This window comes from Streptomyces sp. NPDC088350, assembly GCF_044753545.1.
Lineage (GTDB): Bacteria > Actinomycetota > Actinomycetes > Streptomycetales > Streptomycetaceae > Streptomyces.
Window position 1 is genome coordinate 343,550 of sequence record NZ_JBIVNL010000003.1, and the last position, 22,816, is coordinate 366,365.

Consider the following 22,816-nt stretch of genomic DNA (forward strand, 5'->3'; position numbering starts at 1 on the left):
GGGCCGGGCCGGGTTGGGTTGGGTTGGGTTGGGTTGGGTTGGGTTGTTTTTCGTCTGCGGCGACGCCGTGGCTGATCGCGCCCACGCGGCGGTAGCCGCATATCGATACAGCCCCGCGCCCCTTCGGGGCGCGGTTCCCGACCGGTGCCTCTAAGGCTGACGCTCCGGAAACGCTCGTAGGAAGGCGTCCCGGACCGTGGCACCCGGCGTGCGGTCCAGGACGCCGAACACCACCTGCTCGAAGGCCGCGGCGAACCGTCCGCCCGGTCCGAGCAGCGTGCGGAAGGCGCCCGCGACCTGGGCCGGGTCGTGTCGGAACACCCCGCAGCCCCAGGCGCCCAGGACCAGCCGCCGGTAGCCGTGCGCGACGGCCGTCTCCAGCACGCGCTCCGCCCGTACGGCGACGGCGCCCGGCAGCTCGGCCGCGCGCTCCGGTGCCGTACGCAGGACGACCCCCGCGTTCGGCGCGGCGGCGGTCAGGAAACCGGCGGTGTACGGCTCGTCCAGGAGTCGGCCGCTGTCGTCGCGGAAGACGGGGACGGCAGGTGAGTGGACGACCCGGTCGGTGTAGAACGGGTCGCGGTGGGCGCGGTGGTGGTCGTAGAAGCCTCGGGCCTCAAGCAGGCACGTGTACAGCGCGGAGGCGCGGCACAGGGCTTCCTCCTGGGCCTGCGCGCCGTTCAGGAAGCCGCCGCCGGGGTTGCGGGCCGAGGCGAAGTTCAGCACGGCCACGGGGCCGGTGAGCCGGCGGGCGGCCTCCAGGCTGCTCTCGCCCGTGACCTCGAACGATGTCTCCACGGGCGAGAACGGTGGTATCTGCACCGGTTCCGGTCCGAAGAGGCGCGTGCCCGCGCGGGCCGCCTCGGTCTCCGCGGCGATGGACACCTCGCGCCCGTCCGCCGCGCGGTAGCTCCCGGCCGCCACGATCTGCTCGGTCTGCTGCGCGATGCCGCGCAGGCGCGCGCTCATGGCATAACCCCCGTGTACGCCATGAGCGCGCGCCCCGCGATCTCCCCCGTGTTCTCCCCCGTCGTGCTCATACAGGCATCGTGAGCGATGCTGGTCGTGCGGTGCAACGGAGTTTCCGGGCTCCGCGAACGTCCGGCGAACCGGAGATTACCGATCCCGAACGTGCCGATACGCACCCTTGTGCGACGCGACGCGAGGGTCTTGGGTGGTACGAGTGTGCCGACCCGGGCCCAACAGAAACCGGGCCGGTGGCATGGTGGAATCTCAGGAGGATCCCGACATGTCCGATACGGCAAGTGACTGCGGCGACTGTACGGAGCCCCGTACCGCGGTCACCGAACCCGAGGTGGAAGCCCTGGTCAGGGGCATCTGCTTCAAGACCGGTCCGCCCCGCACGCTCGGGGTCGAAGTGGAATGGCTCGTCCACGAGCTGCGCCTGCCGCAGCTCCCCGTGACACCCGAACGACTCGAAGCGGCCTACGCCGCGTTGAAGACCGTGCCTCTGAGGTCGGCGCTCACCGTCGAGCCCGGCGGCCAGCTGGAACTCAGCTCGCCGCCCGCCGCCTCCCTGATGGAGTGCATCGGTTCCGTCTCCCAGGATCTCGACACCGTCCGCGCGATGCTGCGCCGCGACGGCCTGGGACTGGTCGGCATCGGCCACGATCCCTGGCACCCGCCGCGCCGCTTCCTGCACGAGCCGCGCTACGACGCGATGGAGCGCTGCCTCGACCGCACCGGCCCCGCCGGGCGCCGCATGATGTGCACCTCGGCGTCCGTACAGGTGTGCCTGGACGCCGGATACGAGGAGCCGGGTCCGCTGGGCCTCGGGCGGCGCTGGTGGCTCGCCCACCAGCTGGGCGCGGTCCTGGTGGCCGCGTTCGCCAACTCCCCGCTGGTCGGCCGCAGCCCCACCGGCTGGCGCTCCACCCGGCAGCTGATCTGGATGGAGATCGGCCCCGGCCGGGCGGGCGGACCGACACTGGACGCGGCACCGCGCGACGCCTGGACCGACCACGTCCTGGACTCGCCGGTGATGTGCATCCGGCAGGACAGCGGCCCGTGGGAGGTCCCGGAGGAGCTGACGTTCCGGGAGTGGATCAGGTCGGGGGCGCCCAGGCCGCCGACCCGTGAGGACCTCGACTACCACGTCACGACCCTGTTCCCGCCGGTCAGACCACGTGGGCACCTGGAACTGCGCATGATCGACGCGCAGCCCGGCGACGACGGCTGGATCGTGCCGCTGGCCGTGACGACGGCGCTGTTCGACGACCCCGAGGCCGCCGAGACCGCGTACCGGGCCGTGAAGCCGCTGGCCGAACGGGCCCAGGGACTGCCCGCGCCGCACAATCCGCTGTGGATCGACGCGGCCCGCTACGGACTGTCCGACCCGGAGCTGCACGAGGTCGCCCTCGTCTGCTTCGCGACGGCCCTGGAGGCCCTGCCCCGGCTCGGCGCCACCGCCGAGGTCACCGGCGCCGTCCGCGCGTACTTCGACCGCTATGTCGTCCGGGGCCGCTGTCCCGCCGACGATCTGCTCGACCGCGTGCGGGGCACGGACAGCCGCCCGCACGGGAAGGACATCCGCACATGACCGACGCCGACACCGCCGCCGACACCGCCGCCGACATCGATATCGAGGCGCTCAGGCAACGGGCGTTGACCACCCTCACCACGGCCCGGGACCGCACCACGCTCCTGACGAGCTGCGTGGACGAGCCCGAACTCACCGCCCAGCACTCGCCGTTGATGTCCCCGCTGGTCTGGGACCTCGCGCACATCGGCAACCAGGAGGAGCTGTGGCTGCTGCGGGCCGTCGCCGGCCGGGACGCGATGCGGCCCGACATCGACGGCCTCTACGACGCGTTCGAGCACCCGCGCTCCGAACGCCCCTCGCTGCCGCTGCTGCCGCCCGCGGAGGCCCGGCAGTACGCGGCCGAGGTGCGCGGCCGGGTGACGGACGTACTGGCCGATTCGACGTTCCGCGGGACGCGGCTGACGGAGGCGGGCTTCGCCTTCGGGATGGTCGCCCAGCACGAACAGCAGCACGACGAGACCATGTTGATCACCCATCAGCTCCGCACGGGACCGCAGGCGTTGACCGCCCCGGACCCGGAGCCGGTACCGCTGTACACCGGCCCGGCCGAAGTCCTCGTCCCCGGCGGCCCGTTCACGATGGGCACCTCCACCGAGCCATGGGCCCTGGACAACGAGAAGCCCGCACACCGGCGCGAGGTGGCACCCTTCTACATCGACACGACCCCGGTGACGAACGGTGCGTATCTGGCGTTCATCGAGGACGGCGGCTACGACGACCCGCGCTGGTGGACGAAGGAGGGCTGGGCGCACATCCGCCGCAACTCCGTTGTCGCGCCGCAGTTCTGGCGCCGGGAGGCGGGCCAATGGCTGCGGCGCCGGTTCGGTGTCACGGAGGCCGTACCGCACGACGAGCCGGTCGTGCACGTGTGCTGGTACGAGGCCGACGCCTACGCCCGCTGGGCCGGACGCAGGCTGCCCACCGAGGCGGAGTGGGAGAAGGCCGCCCGCCACGACCCGACGGCCGACCGCTCGATGCGCTACCCGTGGGGCGACGCCGACCCGGCACCGGAACACGCCAACCTCGGTCAGCGCCACCTGCGCCCGGCACCCGCCGGCAGCTATCCGGCGGGCGAATCACCGCTCGGCGTACGGCAGTTGATCGGTGACGTGTGGGAGTGGACGTCGAGCGACTTCCTGCCCTACCCGGGGTTCAGGGCGTTCCCGTACAAGGAGTACTCGGAGGTGTTCTTCGGCCCGGAGTACAAGGTGCTGCGGGGCGGTTCCTTCGCGGTGGACGAGGTGGCCTGCCGGGGCACGTTCCGCAACTGGGACTACCCGATCCGGCGGCAGATCTTCTCCGGATTCCGCACGGCCCGCTCGGGGGCCGTCTGATGTGCCGTCATCTGGCGTACCTGGGACCCGAGGAGCCGCTCGGCCGACTCCTCGTGGAACCGGAGCACAGCCTGTACCGCCAGTCCTGGGAGCCCCGGCGGCAGCGGCACGGGACGGTCAACGCCGATGGTTTCGGGGTGGGTTGGTACGCCGAGGGCGATCCGGTGCCGGGCCGCTACCGGCGGGCCGTGCCCATCTGGGGCGACCAGTCCTTCGCCGACCTGGCCCGCGTGGTCCGCTCGGGGGCGCTGCTGGCCGCCGTACGGGACGCGACGTTCGCGGGTGCGGACGGGGAGGCAGCGGCGGCGCCGTTCGCCGCGGGCCCCTGGCTGTTCAGCCACAACGGCGCCGTCACCGGCTGGCCCCGCACACTCGCGGCACTGGCCAGGCGCCTGCCGCCGGTGGACCTGTTGTCCCTGGAGGCCCGCTGCGACTCGGCGTTCGTCTGGGCGCTGGTCCTCGGCCGGCTGCGGGCGGGCGACGAGGAGGGCCAGGCGCTCGCCGACACGGTGCCGGAGGTCGCCCACGCGGCCCCCGGCTCTCGCCTCAACCTCCTTCTCACCAACGGCGAGACGATCGCCGCCACGGCCTGGGGCGACACCCTCTGGTACCTCTCGGAGCCCGGCCGCCGCACGGTCGTGGCCTCCGAGCCCTACGACGACGACCCGCACTGGCAGGAGGCCCCCGACCGCACTCTGCTCACCGCGACCCGCACCGAGGTCCACCTGACCCCCCTGAAAGACCTCGCACCACCGAAGGAGCCCCGTACGTGAGCCCGTTCCTTCTCACCCGCACCCTGCCCGAGGACGCCACCGACGCGGCCCTGCGCGCCGACGTCCTGGAGGGCCTCACCCGCACCCCGAAGTCACTCCCGCCGAAGTGGTTCTACGACGCCCACGGCAGCGAACTCTTCGAGCGGATCACCGAGTTGCCCGAGTACTACCCCACCCGTGCCGAGCGGGAGATCCTCGTCGACCGGGCCGGCGAGATCGCCGCCGCGACCGGTGCCCGCACCCTCGTCGAACTGGGCTCCGGCTCCTCGGACAAGACCCGCCATCTGCTCGACGCGCTCACCGCACTGCGCCTGTACGTCCCCGTCGACGTCAGCGAGAGCGCGCTCACGCAGGCCGGGCACGCCCTCATCGCGGAGCGCCCGGGCCTGGACGTGCACGCGCTGATCGCCGACTTCACCGGCGACCTCACCCTGCCGGAGACACCGGGTCCACGACTGCTGGCGTTCCTCGGCGGCACGATCGGCAACCTGCTCCCGGCGGAACGCGCCACGTTCTTCGCCGGCCTCCGCGCCCTGCTCTCTCCCGGCGACGCGCTGCTGCTCGGCACGGACCTGGTCAAGGACGAGCAGGTCCTGGTCAGGGCGTACGACGACGCGGCCGGGGTGACGGCCGCGTTCAACAAGAACGTCCTGACCGTGGTCGACCGAGAACTCGGCGCCGACTTCGACGCCGGCACCTTCGACCACGTCGCCCTCTGGGACAGCGCCCACGAGTGGATCGAGATGCGGCTGCGGTCCCGCACGGACCAGACCGTGAAGATCCCGGCGCTCGATCTCGCCGTCGACTTCGCGGCCGGCGAGGAACTCCGCACGGAGATCTCGGCGAAGTTCCGCAAGGAGGGCGTGCGGACGGAACTGGCGGCGGCCGGGCTGGAGTTGGCCCACTGGTGGACCGACCGGGAGGGACGCTTCGCGCTGTCACTGAGCGTGGTGCGCTGACGGCGGGTGACGGGCCGTCTCGCGTACCGCCGCGCCTTGGGGCACGGTGGAGTGACGCGTGACGCGCCCGTCACGGCCGAGAGGAGTACCCGCATGTCCAACCACACGTACCGGGTCACCGAGATCGTCGGCACCTCTCACGAGGGCATCGACCAGGCCATCCGCAACGGCGTCGCCCGCGCCGCGCAGACCCTCCGCAGCCTCGACTGGTTCGAGGTGACGCAGGTCAGGGGCCAGATCGAGAACGGGCAGATCGAGCACTTCCAGGTCGGCCTGAAGGTCGGCTTCCGCATCGAGGACGAGGACTGACACCGTAGCGAACAGCCCTCTCAGGTCCGGCCCTCCCCCTCCTGTGCCGCCTCCAGCGCGGCGGAGGGGGCGGTCCAGCGGGCCCGTACGACCCTGAACCCGGCCCGTTCGGCGTCGTCGCAGACCAGCTCGTCGTCGTCCACGAGAACCCGGATCTCGCGGTCGCGGGCGAGCCGCCTCAGGATCTCCAGCTTGGTGCGCCGCGCGGGTCTGCGGTCGTCGTCGCGCCGCATGAAGACCCGCCCCTCGGGCAGCCCCTGCGCGGCCAGCCAGGCGAGCGTGTCACGTCTGCAGCGCTCGGGCCGCCCGGTCAGATAGACGACCTCGCACTCCTCGGCGCACTCCAGCGCGAGCGCGACGCCCTCCGCCAACGGCGGGTCCTGCGCGGCGGCACCGAAGAAGCCGTCCCAGTCGCGCGGCTCGCTCTCCAGGAACCGCTGCCGGTGCGCCGTGTCGGCGAGGGTGTTGTCGAGGTCGAACACGGCGAGTGGCCGCCTGTTGTCAGTTGTCACCGAGCCACCCTAGGCGGACCCCGGCGCCGCGCGCGCGGGGCCCTGGCCTCATGCTTCTCGTATGTCTGCCGCCGCTCCCGCCCCCCGTACGTTCCTGATCGGCGCCGCCCTCCCCCAGTCTCGGCTTCGCTCGACCGGGCGGTACCCCCATCGCCCCTGCACCCTGGTCGTCTGCCGGGGCTGCTGCTGCGGCGACCCGCGCAAACACCCCGGGACGGACCACGCCTGGCAGCTGGAACGGCTGCGGTCCGGCGCCGCCGAGCACGGTTTCGCCGTCCGTACGACGGACTGCCTGGGCCCCTGCGACCAGGCCAACGTGATCGTGGTCCAGCCGTCGGCCGCGGGGCGCCGGGCAGGTGGGCGGCCGACCTGGGTCGGGTTCGCGATGGACGACGACTGCACGGAGGAAGTGCTGGAGTGGGCGGCGGCGGGCGGGCCGGGGCTCGCGGAGCCGCCCGTCACGCTGGAGCTGCAGTTCATCGCACCGCCCCGGGAGGCACGCGTCCGGTCCCGGCGATGAGTGCCGGGCCCGGTTCCGGGAATGCCGGGGGCTCCCGGGCGTTGAACCCGATGTGAGTTCCGTGATCGGCTCGACCCCCTTCTCCGTCCTCGACCGCTCCCGCACCCGTGAGGGGCATCCGCCCGCCGAGGCGCTGCGCGACACCGTACGGCTGGCGCGGGAGGCCGAGGAGCTGGGCTTTCACCGGTTCTGGGTGTCGGAGCACCACGGCGTGCCCGGGGTCGCCGGTTCCGCGCCGACCGTGCTGGCCGCCGCCGTCGCCTCGGCCACCCGCACCATCCGCGTCGGCACGGGCGGGGTGATGCTGCCCAATCACCAACCCCTGGTCGTGGCGGAGCAGTTCGGGGTGCTGGAGTCGCTGTTCCCTGGCCGGATCGACATGGGCCTGGGCCGCTCGGTCGGCTTCACCGACGGCGTCCGCAGGGCCCTGGGACGCGACAAGGACGACGCCGACGACTTCGCCGTACAACTCGACGAACTCCTCGACTGGTTCCGGGGCACCTCCCCCACGGGCGCCCACGCGCGGCCCTCGGAGGGCCTGAGCGTCCCGCCGTTCGTGCTCGCGATGGGCGAGGGTGCCGGCATCGCGGCCCGCGCGGGCCTGCCGATGGTGATCGGCGACCTCCGCAACCGGGAGAAGATGCAGCGCGGGATCGACCACTACCGCGCCCGGTTCCAGCCCTCTCCCTGGGCCCCGCGGCCCTACGTCGTCATCTCGGGGACCGTCGCCGTGGCCGCCACCCCCGAGGCGGCCCGCCGGCTCCTCGTCCCGGAGGCCTGGTCGATGGCGTACGCGCGCACCCACGGCACCTTCCCGCCGCTCCCACCCGCCGAACGCGTGGAGCAACTGGCCATGACCGAGAAGGAGTTCGGCTTCTACGAGTCCGGGCTCACCGGACAGCTCGCGGGCACCGAGGAACAGGTCGCCCACGAGCTGGAGACGGTGCTGAAGGAGACGGGGGCCGACGAGGTCCTCGTCACCACCAGCACCTACGACCGCGAAGCCCTGCTGGACTCCTACCGGCGGCTCGCCTCCCTCATGGCGTGAGCACCATCCGGAAGCGCGCGGCGCCGGACAGCATCCGCTCGTAGGCCTCGCCCGCCCGGTCCAGAGGGACGGTCTCCACCATCGGGCGGATGCCGTGCAGCGCGCTGAAGGCCGCCGTGGCCAGCACCACCTTCGCACCGCCCAACGCCCGCAGCGCCTCGGCGACTTCGGTGTCCGCCGTGCTGTCCACATAGTGGTGCGCGCCCAACTACTCGGCGAAGTCGGCCTTTTCGGCGCCCCGCGCGATCGCCACGGTCTCGCATCCCATGGCCACCGCGTACTGCACGCCCAGGTGGCCGAGACCGCCGAGTCCGAGTACGGCCACCAGGTCGCCCGGCCCGGCGGAACTGCGCCGCAGTCCGTTGAACGTGGTCACGCCCGCGCAGCCCGTGGGCGCGGCGGCACTGGCCGACAGGCTCTCGGGGATGCGGGCGAGCGCGTCGACCGGCGCGACCGCCATCTCGGCGAAGCCGCCGTCGTACGCCCAGCCCGGCACTTTCAGGTTCTCGCAGACGATGAAGTCGCCCTGTGGGCAAGGGGTGCAGTGGCCGCGGCTGCCGCCGAACCAGCCGACGGCGCCCCGGTCGCCGACCCGCCAGCCGCTGTCCGAGGTGCCCTCGCCGAGCGCGTCGATGTGCCCGGCGATCTCATGCCCGGTGACCAGCGGGAACCGCACGCCCGGCACTCCGGCGTTCACGAAGAAGGTGTCGCGGCGACCGGTCTCCACCCGGCGGACGTAGAGGTCCTGCTACGCCAGTTGCACGGCCTCGTCGACGCCGGTCACACCGTGGTGGTGGTCGAGCACGACATGGCGGTGGTGGCGGGCGCGGACTGGGTGATCGGCATGGGGCAGGGTGGAGGGGAAGAGGGAGGCAGAATCGTGGCTGCGGGCCCGCCGAGGGATGTGGCAAGGGCGGCAGGGAGCACTACGGCGCCCTGTCCAGCAAGGTCGATGGCAACTTCCCAGGGGCGCGGGGAACTGCGCGACCAGCCACGACGAACCCGCGGCCGAACCACTCAGCTCTGATCCACCGAACCGGCGACCACATCACGGGGCAACCCATGCGTGTCGTGAAGGTAGCGATAGTCCTCCTCACTCAACGGCCCCCGAAACTCCGGCCGCGACAACACCCGCCGCCCCCGCTCAAGAAGCTGCCCGAACCGCCGCTCCTCGTCCAGCAACACCTCCCGCACAGTGCCGGTACCGAAAAGATCCCCCGGCAGATCGCACAACGTACGCGAGTCGTCATCCCCGCGCAGCACGGTGAGCAGCCGCCGGATCAACCGCCGCAACACATACCCGCGACCGGTGTGGGACGGCCGTACCCCGTCCCCCAGGACGACCACACTCGACCGAAGATGATCACAGACCACCCGCATCGAGCGCTCGTCCAGATCCCACAACAGCGAAACCGTCCGCACCCACGGCTCGAACAGATCCGTCTCATAGACCGATCGCCGCCCCTGAAGGACGGACACGAGCCGCTCCAACCCCATCCCCGTATCGACGTTGACCTGCCGCAGCGGCACAAGCCCACCGTCCTCACCACGCTCGTACCGCATGTGCACGTGGTTCCAGATCTCCACCCAGCGCGAGTCGGTGGTCGGTCGGCCCTCCGGCGGGCAGTCACCGGTCCAGAAGAAGATCTCCGAGTCGGGACCACAGGGTCCGACGGGCCCGTTGGACCACCAGTTCTCGTCCCTCGTCGACTCCACCGGCAGCCCCGACTCCCGCCAGGTACGCAGCGATTCAAGGTCGGGGCCAACCTGTTCGTCGCCGCCGAACACCGTGACGTACAACTTCTCGCGGGGGATGCCGAAGCCGTCCCGCAGCAGCTCGTAGCCCCAGCGCAGGCTCTGCGGATGGCCGTAGTCGCCCAATGACCACGAGCCGAGCATCTCGAACACGGTGAGGTGGGTGAGGTCGCCGACCTCGTCGAGGTCCGTGGTCCGCAGACAGCGTTGGCGGTTGACCAGGCGGCGCCCCTGTGGATGGGGGCGGCCCTGGAGGTAGGGGGTGAGGGGGTGCATGCCGGAGGTGGTGAAGAGGACCGGGTCCGAGGGCGGCGGCAGGAGCGTGCCGCCGGTGATCAGCTCGTGCCCGCGTTCACGGTAGAAGTCGAGGAACGTGCGGACGGTGTCGTCGGTGTTCATGGCGGTGAGTCCTTCGGGTCGGGTGGGGACCGGAAAGGAACCGCGGGGAAGCCTGCGAAGGGGCTGGAAACGACACGTCCCGGCGGTCCGTTTCCGGCCGCCGGGAGTGGTGGGTGAGGTCAGGCGTCGGCGGCCGGCGAGCTGGTCGCTCGCGCGGTCGCGGTGCCGGTGTGCCTGATGATCCTCATGGACGCCACGCTAACAGGACGTCTGCGGGCCGTCCTGCGGATTTTCACCGGTGCCTGAGCCACCGAGGAGCAGTGGTCCTGGCGCTGGGGACGGGCCGTCACGCCGGTCTGCGCGGCGTGGGCGAGGGAGCGGCGGTCGGGGTGGCTGCCGGGCGCGATGGTCTCGCCGACCTCGACCTCGGCGACCAGTCCGCGCGTCGAGACGACCCGCCACACCGAGGTGAGCAGGGAGTCGCTGCCGACGAAGGCGGGTGCGGTGCTGGCCGTGCCGCCGTCGGTCAGGTAGTGCAGGCCGACGGGTTGGACGGGGACTCCGGCGTCGAGTGCGGCCTGGAAGACGGCCCGCCGGAAGTGGCCCTGGGCCCGCCCGCACCAGGTGCTGCCCTCGGGGAAGACGGCGACCGCTCCGCCCGCGCGCAGGGCACCCGCGATGGAGGCGACCGTGTCGGGGAGGGCGCGCAGCCGCTCGCGGTCGATGAACAGGGCACCGCTGCCGGCGGTGAGGGTTCCGGCCACGGGCCAGTGCCGGATCTCGGCCTTGGCCAGCATGCGGGCGGGGCGTACGGCGGCCATCAGCGGGATGTCCAGCCACGAGATGTGGTTGGCGACCAGCAGCAGCCCGCCGGTGGGCGTGGTGGTGCCGGTGATGCGGAGCCGGATGCCGGCGGCCCGGACGATCGTCCGGCACCACCAGCGGACCGCGCGGGCGGGGACGCGCCCGCCGACGGGGGTGAGCGCGGCCCCGGCGGCCACCACGACCAGGACGGTCACGAAGCGCAGCACGGCGCGCGGTACGGCCGTGACGGACCCCTTCGACTCGATGCACGTCCTGGGGGTGCAGGGCGCGCTGGGCAGCCAGACGCTCATCAGGCCGGCACGAGCGAGAGGAAGTGCCGCAGATAGCGCGGGTTGACCCGGCGCATCGACAGCAGCACGTACAGGTCGGCGACCCCGAAGTCCGGGTCGTGGGCGGGCTCGCCGCACACCCAGGCGCCGAGGCGGACGTATCCGCGCAGCAGCGGCGGGAGTTCGACGCGGTCGGTGGGGCGGGTCACGCCGTCCGGGTTCCAGGGCAGCAGGGGCCGTACCCGGAACTCCTCCGGGGCGAGGTGCTTGGCGCTGACGCGGTCCCAGGTGCCGGCGGCGAGGGCGCCGCCGTCGGCCAGCGGGATCGAGCAGCAGCCGGCCAGCCACTCGTGGCCGCGGTCGACCATGTAGCGGGCTATGCCGGCCCAGATGAGGCCGATGACGGTGCCGTCGCGGTGGTCGGGGTGGACGCAGGAGCGGCCGACCTCGACGAGGCCCGGGCGGATCGAGTCGAGGGGGGCGAGGTCGAACTCGCTCTCCGAGTAGAGCCGTCCGGCGACCGCGGCCCGCTCGGGCGGCAGCAGCCGGTAGGTGCCGACCACCTGCCCGGTGACCGTGTCACGGACGAGGAGGTGGTCGCAGTAGGCGTCGAAGGCGTCCACGTCCAGGCCGGGCTGCGGGCTGGAGAGGTGGGCGCCCATCTCCCCGGCGAAGACGTCGTGCCGCAGCCGCTGCGCGGCGCGCACCTCGTCCTCGTCGCGGGCGAGCGTGACGGTGTAGCGGGTCGGCGCGGCGGGCTGCGAAGGACGGTCGAGGGTGGAAACGCCGGTCATGGCTCTCCCTGATCACGGGCCGGGTTCGGCGAAGGAACAAGCTGGCCGGTTCCGTATGTCCGGTCGCAACAGTTCTTCCTACGCCGGGCGTCCTGCGCGTGACCTGTGCCCGGAGCCGGGATGTGAGCTTGTTGAACGGCGTCCGCATACGCCGATGCCTGGCGGGACCGGGGATGAGCACCACTCCCGGTCCCGCCCGTCCGCATCCTGTCGGCGAACGTTCCTGTCCCATAAGGGAGTTCACGCGGGAGTTCAGCGCTTGGCGACCTTGCGGGTCGCCCGCAGCCACTCCTTGTTCATGGCGGTGATGGAGACCAGCGGGATGCCCTTCGGGCAGGCGGTGGCGCATTCGCCGGCCAGTGTGCAGCCGCCGAAGCCCTCGTCGTCCATCTGCGCCACCATGTCCAGCACCCGCGTCTCGCGCTCGGGGGCGCCCTGCGGGAGGACGCCCAGGTGGTTGACCTTGGCGGAGGTGAACAGCATGGCCGCGCCGTTGGGACACGCGGCCACGCACGCCCCGCAGCCGATGCACTCGGCGTGCTCGAAGGCGAAGTCGGCGTCCGGTTTGGGGACGGGGGTGGCGTGCGCCTCGGGGGCGGCGCCGGTCGGGGCGGTGATGTAACCGCCCGCCTGGATGATCCGGTCGAAGGCCGAGCGGTCCACGACGAGGTCCTTGACGACCGGGAAGGCCGAGGCGCGCCACGGCTCGATGTCGATCGTGTCGCCGTCCTCGAACGACCGCATGTGGAGTTGGCAGGTCGTGGTGCGCTCCGGGCCGTGCGCGTCGCCGTTGATGACCAGGCTGCACGCGCCGCAGATGCCCTCGCGGCAGTCGTGGTCGAAGGCGACCGGGTCCTCACCCTTGAGGATGAGTTCCTCGTTGAGGGTGTCGAGCATCTCCAGGAACGACATGTCCGTGGAGATTCCGTCCACTTGGTAGGTGGACATGGCGCCTTCGGCGTCGGCGTTCTTCTGCCGCCAGACGCGCAGGGTGAGCTTCATGCGTAGCTCCGCTGAGTGGGGTGGACGTACTCGAAGACCAGGTCTTCCTTGTGCAGTACGGGAGACGATCCGGTGCCGGTGAACTCCCAGGCGGCGGCGTACGAGAACTCCTCGTCCCTGCGCGCCGCTTCGCCGTCCGGGGTCTGTGACTCCTCGCGGAAGTGACCGCCGCAGGACTCGGCGCGGTTGAGTGCGTCGAGGCACATCAGCTCGGCGAGCTCCAGGTAGTCGACGATGCGATTCGCCTTCTCCAGCGACTGGTTGAACTCCTCGCCGGTGCCCGGGACCTTGATCCGCCGCCAGAACTCCTCGCGGATCTGCGGGATCCGTTCCAGCGCCTTGCGCAGTCCGCTGTCGGTGCGGGCCATTCCGCAGAACTCCCACATGAGTTCGCCGAGTTCGCGGTGGAAGGAGTCGGGGGTGCGGTCGCCGTCCACGGAGAGGAGGAGGTTGACGCGGTCCTCGGTCTCCGCCAACACCTCCTGTACGACGGGGTGTTCGGCGGTGATGTCCTCGTGCCCGGGGTGCCGGGCGAGGTAGTCGTTGATGGTCGCCGGGAGCACGAAGTAGCCGTCGGCGAGGCCCTGCATCAGCGCGGAGGCGCCGAGCCGGTTGGCGCCGTGGTCGGAGAAGTTGGCCTCGCCGATCGCGAACAGGCCCGGGATGGTGGTCTGGAGGTCGTAGTCGACCCAGAGGCCGCCCATTGTGTAGTGCACGGCGGGGTAGATCCGCATGGGGACCGTGTACGGGTCCTCGGCGGTGATCCGGGCGTACATGTCGAAGAGGTTCCCGTACTTCTCCTCGACGGCCTTGCGGCCCAACCGCCGGATGGCGTCGGCGAAGTCGAGGTAGACGCCCTGCCCGCCGGGGCCGACGCCCTTCCCCTCGTCGCACACGTTCTTGGCGGCGCGGGAGGCGATGTCGCGGGGCACGAGGTTGCCGAAGGACGGGTAGACGCGCTCCAGGTAGTAGTCGCGCTCGTCCTCGGGGATCTGATTCGGCGGACGCGTGTCGCCCTTGGCCTTCGGCACCCAGATCCGGCCGTCGTTGCGCAACGACTCGCTCATCAGGGTGAGTTTGGACTGGTGCTCACCGGTGCGCGGGATGCAGGTCGGATGGATCTGCGTGAAACACGGGTTGGCGAAGAGCGCGCCGCGCCGGTGGGCCCGCCACACGGCGGTCGCGTTGGAGTTCATGGCGTTCGTCGACAGGTAGAAGACGTTGCCGTAGCCGCCGCTGGCGAGGACGACCGCGTCGGCGAAGTACGTGTCGATACGGCCGCTGATGAGATCGCGGGCCACGATCCCGCGCGCCTTCCCGTCGACGACGATCAGGTCGAGCATCTCGGTGCGCGGGTGCATCTCGATGTTCCCGGCGGCGATCTGCCGGGACAGCGCCTGGTAGGCGCCGAGGAGGAGTTGCTGTCCTGTCTGGCCGCGCGCGTAGAAGGTGCGGGAGACCTGCACGCCGCCGAAGGAGCGGGTGTCGAGCAGGCCGCCGTACTCCCGCGCGAACGGCACGCCCTGCGCCACGCACTGGTCGATGATCTCCACCGAGATCTGCGCGAGGCGATGGACGTTGGACTCGCGGGCCCTGAAGTCGCCGCCCTTGACGGTGTCGTAGAAGAGGCGGTGGACGGAGTCGCCGTCGTTGCGGTAGTTCTTCGCCGCGTTGATGCCGCCCTGGGCGGCGATCGAGTGGGCGCGGCGCGGGGAGTCCTGGTAGCAGAACTGGACGACGTGGTAGCCCTGTTCGGCGAGGGTGGCGCCCGCGGAGCCGCCCGCGAGGCCGGTGCCGACGACGATCACCGTGTGTTTGCGCCGGTTGGCGGGGTTGACGAGTTTGGCCTCGAAACGGCGGGTGTCCCAGCGCTCGTTGATCGGGCCGGTGGGGGCCTTGGTGTCGGTGACGGGTTCCCCGGTCGTGAAGTCGGCGTATTCAAGGGCCATTTCAGCTCACCACTCCGGTCATGACGCCCACGGGCACGGCGATGAAGCCGGCGGTGAGCAGCAGTGCGAGGACATTGGCGATGGTCTTCAGGGCGCGGTCGCGGCTGCGGCTGCCCGCCCCGAGGGTCTGGGCGGCGCTCCAGAAGCCGTGCCGGACGTGCAGGCCGAGGGCGAGCATCGCGACGATGTAGAGGGTGTCGCCGTACCAGGTGGAGAAGGTGTCCACGACGTTCTGGTACGGGTGGCCCTCCTGGAAGCCGCCGGAGTGCACGGTGCCGGTGGTCAGGTCGAGGATGTGCCAGACGATGAACAGGGCGAGGATGATCCCGCCCCAGCGCATGGTGCGCGTGGCGTAGGTCGCGCGGGGCTTCTTGTGCACGTACTTGCTGGGGCGCGCCCTGATGTCGCGGCGGCTGAGCTGGTACGCGGAGACGGCGTGCGCGACCACGGCGACGACCAGGACGATCCGGATCAGCCAGAGCGTCCACTCGTAGTGCATGAAGGGTTCGCCGACGGTGCGCAGCCAGTGGGCGTAGTGGTTGAACTCCCCCGCGCCGAAGAAGATCTTCAGGTTCCCGATCATGTGGACGACCAGGTACAGCAGCATGATCAGGCCGCTGACCGCCATCACTGTCTTCTTGCCGACGGAACTGTCCCACACCGTGCGCGCCATCGACGGCCGTCGGTCCGTCCGCGTTGCCAGAGCCATGTCTACGGACGTTAGGTCCCGGAAGGTCGATCGGTCCAAGACATGATCCGCCTGGATTCCATAGGCTACGACTATCATGACCGCATGCAGTTCCAGCAGCTCCAGTACTTCGTGGCCGTCGCCGAGACCCGGCACTTCACCCGGGCCGCCGATCTGGTCCATGTCGCGCAGCCGTCGCTGTCCCAGCAGATCAAGGCGCTGGAGCGGGAGTTGGGGGCGGACCTGTTCCTGCGGGCGCGGGGAAACATCACGCTCACGGACGCGGGCGAGGCGCTGCTGCCGCTGGCCCGGCGCATCCTGGCCGACGCGGACACGGCCCGGCACGAGGTCCTGGAGCTGGTCCAGCTGCGCAGCGGCCGGATCCGCCTGGGCGCGACCCCGAGCCTGTGCACGGGCCTGCTGCCGGACGTGCTGCGCGCCTTCCACGACCGCTATCCGGGCATCCGGCTGCTGATCGAGGAGGGCGGTTCGCACGATCTCGTACGGGAGCTGGCGCGCGGCGCCCTCGATCTCGCCCTGGTGGTCCTGCCGCTGCCCACGCCGTCACCGGCGCTGACGACGGTGGAGCTGCTGCGCGAGGACCTGGTGGTGGTGTCGTCACCGGAGGCGTCCGTGCCGGGGCGCGGGCGGACGGTACGGATCGCCGACCTGGAGGGCGAACGGCTGGTCATGTTCCGGCACGGCTACGACCTCCGCGAACTCACCGTCGCCGCCTGCCGCGCCGAGGGCTTCGAACCCGACTTCGCGGTCGAGGGCGGCGAGATGGACGCCGTCCTCGGCTTCGTGCGGGCGGGGCTCGGCGTGGCCGTGGTACCGCGCATGGTCGCGACGAAGTCCGGGCGCGGGCTGCGGGTGACCCCGCTGGCACGGCCGGGGCTGCACCGGACCATCGCGCTGGCGCATCGCAGCGATGTGGCTCCGCCTCGGGCGGCGAGGGAGTTGCAGCGGATGTTGTTGGAGCGGTGAGGTGAGGTGAGGTGAGCTGCGCGGGCTTGACGGGGGGGCTGGTGCGGATGCCGGTTGCAGCGCGAGCGGTGAGTTGCGCGGGGTCGGCGGGTGGGGCTGGTGCGGATGCCGGTTGCCACGGAAACGGTGAGCTGCGCGGGCTGTGTGGGGCCCGGACGGCGGTTGCGGCGGCTGCAGTCGAGGCGACGAACCCCCGCGAACTCGCCGGGGCCCTGGTGCGGAGGCCGTGAGAGGGGCGAGCGGCAGCACCTCACCCGGGCGCCGCCGCTGATTCCCCGCGCGGCAGATGGTGCGGAAGCACCCGCACTCGCGAGCCCACCCGAGCGCGGCACCGACACCAGGTCCAGCAGGCGCTGCGGAGGCAGTCCCCCCGCGCGAACTCAGCGGACCCTGGTCCGGAGGCCGTGAGCCGCAGCACCTCACCCCGGTGCTGCCGCTGATGCCGGTCGCCACAGGCTCGGCGGGGACAGTCGGGCTCGCGGGCCCACCCGGGCACAGGTGCGGATGCCACCCGCACCACCGCCGGGTGCCGCAGCTGCCGTGGAGGCAGCGACAATCGGGCGCCGCCGTAAGGGAGTTCTTCGTCCCCGGCGACCGCGCGGCTCACCACGTCGGGATGAGGCCCCCGTCGATCACCAGGTCGCTGCCGGTCAGGTTCGCCGCGCGGTCGCCGGCGAGGAAGAGGACCACGTCGGCGATCTCGGCGGGCCTGGAGAAGCGGCCGGTGACGGTGGCGCCGGAGGCCCGCGCCACGACCTCCTCCGGGGTGATGCCGGCGGCGGCCGACACGGTCGCGGCCACTCCCCCGCCGCCGAGCCACAGTTCCGTCTCCACCGGGCCGGGGCTGACCGTGTTGACGCGGATGCCCTTCGGGCCGACCTCCTTGGACAGGGCCTTGGAGAAGGCGACCAGGGCGGCCTTGCCCGCGCTGTAGTCGATGACCAGCGGGTCGGGCAGGGTGGCGTTGACCGAACCGATCGTGATCACGCTGCCACGCCCGGCGGCCAGCATCGGCGGAAGGGCGGCGCGGGTGACGCGTACCGCCGTGAGGAGGTTCAGGTCGAGGGTGCGCTGCCAGTCCTCGTCGGTCACGGACAGGAAACCGCCGGTGCGGGGCGGGGCCGTACCGACGTTGTTCACGAGGACGTCGACGCGCCCGTCTGCCGCCGCGACCAGCCGCTCGGCCGCGGCGCGCTCCGCGAGGTCGACCGGCACCCACGTGACCGGGAACTCCTTGACCAGCGCGTCCAGTTCCTCGGTGCTGGTGCGCGACCCGGCGACGACGGTCGCTCCCGCGCCGGCCAGCGCCTGCACGACCGCCAGTCCGATGCCCTTGCTCGCGCCTGTCACCACGGCGGTGCGGCCCTGCAGTTCGGTGCTCATGGAGTCCGGCTCCTTCGCGTCGCGGCCTGTCTCAGTCGATGTCCGGCGGCACCAGCGTCCCCTGGTGGTAGAACATCCGCCAGCCCGTCTCCTCGTCGCGCTTGCGCCACAGGGAGGTGCGGCGGGCACGGCGGCCGTCGAAGTCGGTCTCGTATCTGAGCTGCACCAGGCCGGGGGCCAGGACGATGCCCGTGATGGCCGACGGGCGGTAGCGGGGCCCCTCCCTCGCGCTGCCCGCGTGCTCGGGCAGCCAGGCCAGCATGTGCTCGTACGTGTAGTGCCGGCCCGAGTCGCCGACCTCCACGTACTCGGGGTCCAGCAGGCGGACGGCCTCACTGCGGGAGGAGCGGACGGCCGGGTCCATGAGCGCCAGTTCACCCTCGATGGCCTTGTTCACGTCGTCCGATGCATGCGCTTCCTGACTCACCCGCACATGATCACACTCGAACCCGGCCCTCCCGCAACCGACTTACGTCCTCACCCCGTCGCGTCCACCAACGCCAGTTCGTGCAGTCGCTCCGGCGGGCCCGGGCGGGCGTAGTACCAGCCCTGGGCCGTGTCGCAGCCCAGTATGCGGAGTTGTTCGGCCTGTGCGCCGGTCTCGACGCCCTCGACCGTCACCGCGAGGTTCAGGCTGTGGGCGAGGGAGACGATGCCCTCGACGATCTTGAGGTCGACGGGGTCGGCCGGGAACTGCTGCATGCCCTGGGTGAAGGAGCGGTCCAGTTTGAGGATGCTCACCGGGAGGCGGCGGAGGTTGGCGAGGTTGGAGTAGCCGGTGCCGAAGTCGTCGAGGGCGATGTCGACGCCCATCTCGGCGAGCCGGCGCAGCGGCTTGAGCAGGTCGTCGTCGGCGCCGATGAGTGCCGACTCGGTGACCTCCAGGCAGAGCGCGTCCGGCGCGACGCCCGCGCGCTCCAGGATGTCCACGGTGTCCTGCACCAGGCCGGGGTGACTGAGCTGGCAGGGCGAGAGGTTGACGTTGATGCGCAGGGGGCCGGTGGCGTCGTTGCCGCCGTGTCGTTCCTGCCACTGCTTGGCCTGCCGTACGGACTGGTCGAGGACCCAGCGGCCCAACGGCACGATCAGGCCCGTGTGTTCGGCGAGCGGGATGAAGCGGTCGGGGCCGAGGACGCCGTGCTGCGGGTGCAGCCAGCGGACGAGGGCCTCGGCGCCGCGCACGCTGCCGTCGCCGAGGTGGACCAGCGGCTGGTACTCGATGAAGAACTCGCCCCGGTCCAGGGCGGCCGGGAGTGCCGTGGTCAGACCGTGGCGCGTGATCGCGCGGGCGTCGGCCTCCGGGTCGGCGAGTTCGAAGCGGTTGCCGCCCGCCGACTTGGCCCGGTACATCGTGATGTCGGCGCTGCGCAGCACCTCCGCCGGGCCGCGCTCGCCGGCCGGACCCTCGACGATGCCGATGGAGCCGCGCACGGTCAGGTCACGGCCGTCGATGCTGACCGGGGTGATGAGCGCGTTCATGATGCGGCCGGCGAGTTCGTCGACCTCGCGCTCGGTGTCGGGTCCTGTGGTCAACGCCACGAACTCGTCGCCGCCGAGCCGGGCGACCATCTCGCCGGGGGCGGTGGCGCAGGACTGGAGCCGGTCGGCGACCTCGACGAGCAGCCGGTCGCCGGCCGCGTGGCCGAGGCTGTCGTTGATGGTCTTGAAGCCGTCGAGGTCGAGGTAGCACAAGCCGAACCGCTGGTTGTCGCCCGCGCCGAGCGCCTTCTCCAGGCGTTCGAAGAACAGGGTGCGGTTGGGCAGGCCGGTGAGGGCGTCGTGGGTCGCCTCGTAGCGCAGCCGCAGGTTGAGCAGCCGTCGCTCGGTGGTGTCCTCCATGAGGGCGAGCTGGTACTGCGGGTCGCCGTCGGCGTCGCGCAGCAGGGAGACCGTGAGGTTGGTCCACAGGACCGTTCCGTCAGGCCGGTAGAACGCCTTCTCGACGTGGTAGTGCTCGCGCTCGCCGCGGACGAGTTCGTCGTAGAGCGTCCAGGTCTGGGGCGCGTCCTCGGGGTGGGTCCACTCGCGGACGTTGCGGCCGCCCATGGCCTGCTCGGTGATGCCGAACATGCGCAGCAGCGCGCCGTTGACCTGGAGGATGTTGCCTTCGAGGTCGGCCATGCCGATTCCTATGGCCGCGCCCTCGAAGACCGCGCGGAAGCGGGCCTCGGTCGCGTGCAGGGCCTGTGCGACGACTCCTTGGGCCTGGAGGGCGGCCACGGAGATGGCCTCCTGCTCGGCCAGGGTGCGCTCGCGCAGTTCCTGGGCGAACCCGGCGGCCATGGCGTGCTGGAGCCGTGCCGAGCGGATCCGGAGGTCCTCCTGGGGGCCGTCGCCGCCGCAGTAGAGCACCAGGTAGGCGTCGACGCACTCCAGGGTGCGACTGAGGGCGTCGGGGTCGGTGCAGTGCGCGGCGACGAGGGCGGCGCCGACCGCCTTGCCCTCCTCGGCGTCGAGGTTCCTGGCCCGCAGCGCCTCACTCAACCGCCGTGCCAGCGGCAGGAGTCGCTCCTCGAACTCGGGCCGGGTCAGCGACGTCGAGGTCGCCGGGAACACCGCCCGGCTCCAGATGGTCGCGAACCTGCGCAGTCTGTCCTCCGGCCCGTCCGGCTCCGCGGTCACGCCGTGCGTCCTACGCCGGCGAAACCGGAGAAGGAATACGGATCCTCGTCCTCCGGTGCGGTGTCCGGCCGCCAGTCCGGCATCGGCACCAGTCCGGGTTCCACCATGTCGTACCCCTCGAAGAACCGCGCGATCTCCTCGCGCGAGCGCATGATCAGCGGGTTGCGAATGTCCTTGTACACGTCCACCGCGCCCTCCGCCCGCTCCGGGGGCAACGGGAGTCCCTCGTACGAGGCATGGGTGAGGATCAGCAGGCTGCCGGGTGCGAGTGCCTCGCGCAGCTGTGCCACCGCTCCGTACGGGTCGTCCGTGTCTTCCACGAAGTGCAGTATGGCAACGAGAAGTAACGCCACTGGCCGGTTCACGTCGATCAGGTGCTGGACCTCGGGGCTCGCCAGGATCTCCTGGGGCTTGCGGAGGTCGGCCGCGAGGACGCCCGCGGTCGCGTTGCCCGCGAGGACCGCCTGGCTGTGCGCGACCGCCACCGGGTCGTGGTCGACGTAGACGACATGGGCGCCGGGGCTGGCCTCCTGGGCCACCTCGTGGACGTTGCCGAAGGTGGGGATCCCGGAGCCGATGTCGAGGAACTGGGTGATGCCCTCGGCCGCCGCGAAACGCACCGCGCGACGCATGAACGCCCGGTTCGCCTGCATGATCTTGGGAAGTCCCGGGAGGAACTCCATGGCCTTGCGGGCCGCTTCCCGGTCGACCTCGAAGTTGTGCGAACCGCCCAGGTAGTAGTCGTAGATACGCGAAACGCTCGGCACCGAGATGTCGACGCTTCGTGGTGCCCAGGCGGGACGCTCCATGTATCTCTCCAAGGCGTAGGCGATCCGGTGTTCGAGCTGAGGCTACTGATCGCCCGCCAAAGGAGCGAGCGGAAACGGAAATTGACCATCCGTTCCCGGTCGCTGCCGGTGGCACGTGCCGGATCGACGTGCGGGGACACGCGGAGAGGCGCGGAGAATGCCGGAATTGCTGGGGAGTTGACGCCAAAGGGGCCCGCCCCCTCCGTGCGGTGCGGAGGGGGCGGACCTGGGGTCGTACGCGCTGCTGTGGTTCGTTCGGCACTCTTCTCTTCGCTTGCCCGCGTCCCTCCCTTCCGCGTATCCGTTGCCGAGTGGGCGGGGCGATCAACCCTGGGGAGGTGTTCTCGCTACGCCGCGGGCGCGCCGACCGGCTTTCCTTCGGGAGAGACGGCGTACCAAGTGCCGCCCACGCCCTGGCCGTTGGTCTGTCCGGCGGCCGTGTCACCGGAGAAGGTGTAGATCGGCCAGCAGTTGACGGTCATCTGCTTGACGCCGTCGGGCCGGGTGAAGCCCATGAGGCCCTTCTTCTTCACGCCCTTGGTGTCGCTCGCGGAGACGATGCCGACGGCCGGCCACTTCTCCGCGCAGGCACCGAGGCAGTTCGACACCGGCTCCGGCCACGCCTTGTCCTTGAGGAAGCGGTAGACCGTGTGGCCGTTCTTGTCGACGACGATGTCGCCGAGCTTCGCGTCCTTGCGGACGGACAGGCCGGGCAGCGAGGCGAGGGTCGCCTTCTTGCCGTCGGGGGCGAGCGCGTACCACTTGCCGCCCACGCCCTGGCCGTTGACGTCACCGGCGTTGACATCCTTGGCGTACCGGTAGGCGGGCCAGCCGCCGACGGTCAGCTGCTTGGTGCCGTCGCTACGGGTCACCTCGCCGAGCAGGGACTTGTCGATACCGGCGCCGGCCGTGGCGTCGTTCGCGGGGACCGGCGGCCAGGTGGTGGCGCAGGCACCGTCGCAGTTGGACTTGGGCGGATTGGCCGTGTCGGCGTCGAAACGGTAGAGGGTGAGCCCGGCACCGTCGCTCAACACCTTGCCGAGGTCGGGGTTGCTGGCAACAGTGAGCTGGCCCGCGGGCTCCGCGGCAGCGGCCTGCTGGCCGTCGGCGCCGTAGCCGTTGGCCGAACCGGAGCTGGCGGTGGCAGTCGCACCGACGCTTCCGTAACCTCCGGCCGCCGCCGTGGCACCGACGTTCTGGGCCGCAGAGGAAGGTGTGGCCACATTTCCCGAACCGCACGCAGCCGTCAACGCCATGACGGACACGGCCGTCGCCGCGAGTGAGGCGCTCCGCCAGGAGGTCTTCATCGTCAACTCCCCATAATCACCTGGATGTTGCAGCGCCCGTCTGTGCCGCCGCACGGTCCTAGGTACGGG

The 22,816-nt window shown here is 71.3% G+C and carries 21 protein-coding genes and 2 pseudogenes; 9 read left to right on the plus strand and 14 right to left on the minus strand.

Translation table 11 applies throughout. The features are described from left to right. Window positions 1-150 precede the first annotated feature (150 nt). Window positions 151-969 (minus strand): TIGR02452 family protein, encoded by an 819-nt coding sequence (locus ACIQBL_RS11465; protein WP_401939609.1) that lies wholly within the window; start codon window positions 967-969, stop codon window positions 151-153. Window positions 970-1,249: 280 nt separating this feature from the next. On the opposite strand from ACIQBL_RS11465, the gene egtA reads away from it, so the two are divergent. The 5 genes from egtA (at window position 1,250) to ACIQBL_RS11490 (ending at window position 5,938) form a co-directional block, all read left to right on the plus strand. Beyond that, window positions 1,250-2,560, plus strand: a complete 1,311-nt coding sequence (gene egtA / locus ACIQBL_RS11470) for an ergothioneine biosynthesis glutamate--cysteine ligase EgtA (RefSeq protein ID WP_401939611.1) — start codon at window positions 1,250-1,252, stop codon at window positions 2,558-2,560. Beyond that, window positions 2,557-3,897, plus strand: coding sequence for an ergothioneine biosynthesis protein EgtB (gene egtB / locus ACIQBL_RS11475; protein ID WP_401939614.1), 1,341 nt, complete (start codon window positions 2,557-2,559; stop codon window positions 3,895-3,897). Before egtA ends, egtB begins: the two co-directional genes overlap by 4 nt. Continuing rightward, on the plus strand, window positions 3,897-4,670 hold the full coding sequence (gene egtC, locus ACIQBL_RS11480; protein ID WP_401939616.1) for an ergothioneine biosynthesis protein EgtC: 774 nt from the start codon (window positions 3,897-3,899) through the stop codon (window positions 4,668-4,670). Before egtB ends, egtC begins: the two co-directional genes overlap by 1 nt. Further along, window positions 4,667-5,629, plus strand: coding sequence for an L-histidine N(alpha)-methyltransferase (gene egtD, locus ACIQBL_RS11485; RefSeq protein ID WP_401939618.1), 963 nt, complete (start codon window positions 4,667-4,669; stop codon window positions 5,627-5,629). Before egtC ends, egtD begins: the two co-directional genes overlap by 4 nt. A 93-nt stretch (window positions 5,630-5,722) precedes the next feature. Beyond that, window positions 5,723-5,938: a dodecin gene (locus tag ACIQBL_RS11490; protein ID WP_033279016.1), complete on the plus strand. Its 216-nt coding sequence runs from the start codon at window positions 5,723-5,725 to the stop codon at window positions 5,936-5,938. 20 nt (window positions 5,939-5,958) lie between these two features. On the opposite strand, the gene ACIQBL_RS11495 is transcribed toward ACIQBL_RS11490, so the two are convergent. After that, window positions 5,959-6,450 carry a hypothetical protein gene (locus ACIQBL_RS11495; RefSeq protein ID WP_401939620.1) on the minus strand — a complete coding sequence of 164 codons (492 nt, stop codon included), beginning with the start codon at window positions 6,448-6,450 and terminating at the stop codon, window positions 5,959-5,961. A 61-nt stretch (window positions 6,451-6,511) separates the two neighbouring features. Between ACIQBL_RS11495 and ACIQBL_RS11500 the strand changes: the two genes are divergently transcribed. Together ACIQBL_RS11500 and ACIQBL_RS11505 are read left to right on the plus strand one after the other, a co-directional pair. Beyond that, entirely contained in the window at window positions 6,512-6,970 is a 459-nt protein-coding gene (locus ACIQBL_RS11500; protein WP_401939623.1) for a (2Fe-2S) ferredoxin domain-containing protein, read from the plus strand. A 52-nt stretch (window positions 6,971-7,022) separates the two neighbouring features. Further along, a complete protein-coding gene (locus ACIQBL_RS11505) occupies window positions 7,023-8,018 on the plus strand; it encodes an LLM class flavin-dependent oxidoreductase (protein WP_401939626.1) in 996 nt (331 codons plus the stop codon). Here the strand turns inward: ACIQBL_RS11505 and ACIQBL_RS11510 are convergent. Continuing rightward, window positions 8,008-8,745 (minus strand): annotated as a pseudogene (locus ACIQBL_RS11510) (alcohol dehydrogenase catalytic domain-containing protein). The gene ACIQBL_RS11505 and the pseudogene ACIQBL_RS11510 sit on opposite strands and share 11 nt — an antisense overlap. On the opposite strand from ACIQBL_RS11510, the pseudogene ACIQBL_RS11515 reads away from it, so the two are divergent. Next, window positions 8,731-9,045: pseudogene (locus ACIQBL_RS11515) on the plus strand (ABC transporter); the annotation flags it as partial. The pseudogenes ACIQBL_RS11510 and ACIQBL_RS11515 sit on opposite strands and share 15 nt — an antisense overlap. Here ACIQBL_RS11515 and ACIQBL_RS11520 read toward each other — a convergent pair. The 6 genes from ACIQBL_RS11520 to ACIQBL_RS11545 form a co-directional block, all read right to left on the minus strand. Then, window positions 9,036-10,172 (minus strand): alanine--tRNA ligase-related protein, encoded by a 1,137-nt coding sequence (locus ACIQBL_RS11520; RefSeq protein ID WP_401939629.1) that lies wholly within the window; start codon window positions 10,170-10,172, stop codon window positions 9,036-9,038. The pseudogene ACIQBL_RS11515 and the gene ACIQBL_RS11520 overlap by 10 nt on opposite strands. A gap of 119 nt (window positions 10,173-10,291) precedes the next feature. Further along, window positions 10,292-11,227 carry a lysophospholipid acyltransferase family protein gene (locus ACIQBL_RS11525; RefSeq protein ID WP_401939631.1) on the minus strand — a complete coding sequence of 312 codons (936 nt, stop codon included), beginning with the start codon at window positions 11,225-11,227 and terminating at the stop codon, window positions 10,292-10,294. After that, window positions 11,227-12,000, minus strand: coding sequence for a GNAT family N-acetyltransferase (locus ACIQBL_RS11530; RefSeq protein ID WP_401939633.1), 774 nt, complete (start codon window positions 11,998-12,000; stop codon window positions 11,227-11,229). The genes ACIQBL_RS11525 and ACIQBL_RS11530 overlap by 1 nt, the downstream gene beginning before the upstream one ends. Window positions 12,001-12,252: 252 nt before the next feature. Then, window positions 12,253-13,002: a succinate dehydrogenase/fumarate reductase iron-sulfur subunit gene (locus ACIQBL_RS11535; RefSeq protein WP_401939635.1), complete on the minus strand. Its 750-nt coding sequence runs from the start codon at window positions 13,000-13,002 to the stop codon at window positions 12,253-12,255. Next, the gene (locus tag ACIQBL_RS11540) at window positions 12,999-14,951 is read right to left on the minus strand and encodes a fumarate reductase/succinate dehydrogenase flavoprotein subunit (RefSeq protein ID WP_401939637.1); all 1,953 of its coding nucleotides are present in this window, start codon (window positions 14,949-14,951) and stop codon (window positions 12,999-13,001) included. Before ACIQBL_RS11540 ends, ACIQBL_RS11535 begins: the two co-directional genes overlap by 4 nt. 1 nt (window position 14,952) lies before the next feature. After that, entirely contained in the window at window positions 14,953-15,624 is a 672-nt protein-coding gene (locus ACIQBL_RS11545) for a succinate dehydrogenase (protein ID WP_401940693.1), read from the minus strand. A 120-nt stretch (window positions 15,625-15,744) separates the two neighbouring features. On the opposite strand from ACIQBL_RS11545, the gene ACIQBL_RS11550 reads away from it, so the two are divergent. Further along, complete coding sequence (locus ACIQBL_RS11550) at window positions 15,745-16,626, plus strand: LysR family transcriptional regulator (protein ID WP_401939639.1); 882 nt, start codon at window positions 15,745-15,747, stop codon at window positions 16,624-16,626. Window positions 16,627-17,229: 603 nt separating this feature from the next. Here ACIQBL_RS11550 and ACIQBL_RS11555 read toward each other — a convergent pair. The 5 genes from ACIQBL_RS11555 to ACIQBL_RS11575 form a co-directional block, all read right to left on the minus strand. Further along, on the minus strand, window positions 17,230-18,009 hold the full coding sequence (locus tag ACIQBL_RS11555) for an oxidoreductase (protein WP_401939642.1): 780 nt from the start codon (window positions 18,007-18,009) through the stop codon (window positions 17,230-17,232). A 31-nt stretch (window positions 18,010-18,040) separates the two neighbouring features. Beyond that, window positions 18,041-18,436, minus strand: a complete 396-nt coding sequence (locus tag ACIQBL_RS11560) for a DUF4440 domain-containing protein (protein ID WP_401939644.1) — start codon at window positions 18,434-18,436, stop codon at window positions 18,041-18,043. Window positions 18,437-18,486: 50 nt separating this feature from the next. After that, window positions 18,487-20,631 carry a putative bifunctional diguanylate cyclase/phosphodiesterase gene (locus tag ACIQBL_RS11565; RefSeq protein ID WP_401939647.1) on the minus strand — a complete coding sequence of 715 codons (2,145 nt, stop codon included), beginning with the start codon at window positions 20,629-20,631 and terminating at the stop codon, window positions 18,487-18,489. Next, complete coding sequence (locus ACIQBL_RS11570; protein ID WP_401939649.1) at window positions 20,628-21,440, minus strand: SAM-dependent methyltransferase; 813 nt, start codon at window positions 21,438-21,440, stop codon at window positions 20,628-20,630. The genes ACIQBL_RS11565 and ACIQBL_RS11570 overlap by 4 nt, the downstream gene beginning before the upstream one ends. A 347-nt stretch (window positions 21,441-21,787) precedes the next feature. Beyond that, on the minus strand, window positions 21,788-22,747 hold the full coding sequence (locus tag ACIQBL_RS11575) for an SCO0930 family lipoprotein (RefSeq protein ID WP_401939652.1): 960 nt from the start codon (window positions 22,745-22,747) through the stop codon (window positions 21,788-21,790). Between the last annotated feature and the right edge of the window lie 69 nt (window positions 22,748-22,816).

What these genes read in the sequence shown, in the direction of transcription:
- egtA (WP_401939611.1), top strand. Translation starts at nt 1,250, where the DNA reads ATGTCCGATACGGCAAGTGACTGCGGCGACTGTACGGAGCCCCGTACC.
- ACIQBL_RS11550 (WP_401939639.1), top strand. Translation starts at nt 15,745, where the DNA reads ATGCAGTTCCAGCAGCTCCAGTACTTCGTGGCCGTCGCCGAGACCCGG.
- ACIQBL_RS11575 (WP_401939652.1), bottom strand. Translation starts at nt 22,747, where the DNA reads ATGAAGACCTCCTGGCGGAGCGCCTCACTCGCGGCGACGGCCGTGTCC.
- ACIQBL_RS11520 (WP_401939629.1), bottom strand. Translation starts at nt 10,172, where the DNA reads ATGAACACCGACGACACCGTCCGCACGTTCCTCGACTTCTACCGTGAA.
- ACIQBL_RS11525 (WP_401939631.1), bottom strand. Translation starts at nt 11,227, where the DNA reads ATGAGCGTCTGGCTGCCCAGCGCGCCCTGCACCCCCAGGACGTGCATC.
- ACIQBL_RS11465 (WP_401939609.1), bottom strand. Translation starts at nt 969, where the DNA reads ATGAGCGCGCGCCTGCGCGGCATCGCGCAGCAGACCGAGCAGATCGTG.
- ACIQBL_RS11545 (WP_401940693.1), bottom strand. Translation starts at nt 15,624, where the DNA reads ATGGCGCGCACGGTGTGGGACAGTTCCGTCGGCAAGAAGACAGTGATG.
- ACIQBL_RS11530 (WP_401939633.1), bottom strand. Translation starts at nt 12,000, where the DNA reads ATGACCGGCGTTTCCACCCTCGACCGTCCTTCGCAGCCCGCCGCGCCG.
- ACIQBL_RS11570 (WP_401939649.1), bottom strand. Translation starts at nt 21,440, where the DNA reads ATGGAGCGTCCCGCCTGGGCACCACGAAGCGTCGACATCTCGGTGCCG.
- egtC (WP_401939616.1), top strand. Translation starts at nt 3,897, where the DNA reads ATGTGCCGTCATCTGGCGTACCTGGGACCCGAGGAGCCGCTCGGCCGA.
- ACIQBL_RS11535 (WP_401939635.1), bottom strand. Translation starts at nt 13,002, where the DNA reads ATGAAGCTCACCCTGCGCGTCTGGCGGCAGAAGAACGCCGACGCCGAA.
- ACIQBL_RS11540 (WP_401939637.1), bottom strand. Translation starts at nt 14,951, where the DNA reads ATGGCCCTTGAATACGCCGACTTCACGACCGGGGAACCCGTCACCGAC.
- ACIQBL_RS11555 (WP_401939642.1), bottom strand. Translation starts at nt 18,009, where the DNA reads ATGAGCACCGAACTGCAGGGCCGCACCGCCGTGGTGACAGGCGCGAGC.
- ACIQBL_RS11490 (WP_033279016.1), top strand. Translation starts at nt 5,723, where the DNA reads ATGTCCAACCACACGTACCGGGTCACCGAGATCGTCGGCACCTCTCAC.
- ACIQBL_RS11500 (WP_401939623.1), top strand. Translation starts at nt 6,512, where the DNA reads ATGTCTGCCGCCGCTCCCGCCCCCCGTACGTTCCTGATCGGCGCCGCC.
- egtB (WP_401939614.1), top strand. Translation starts at nt 2,557, where the DNA reads ATGACCGACGCCGACACCGCCGCCGACACCGCCGCCGACATCGATATC.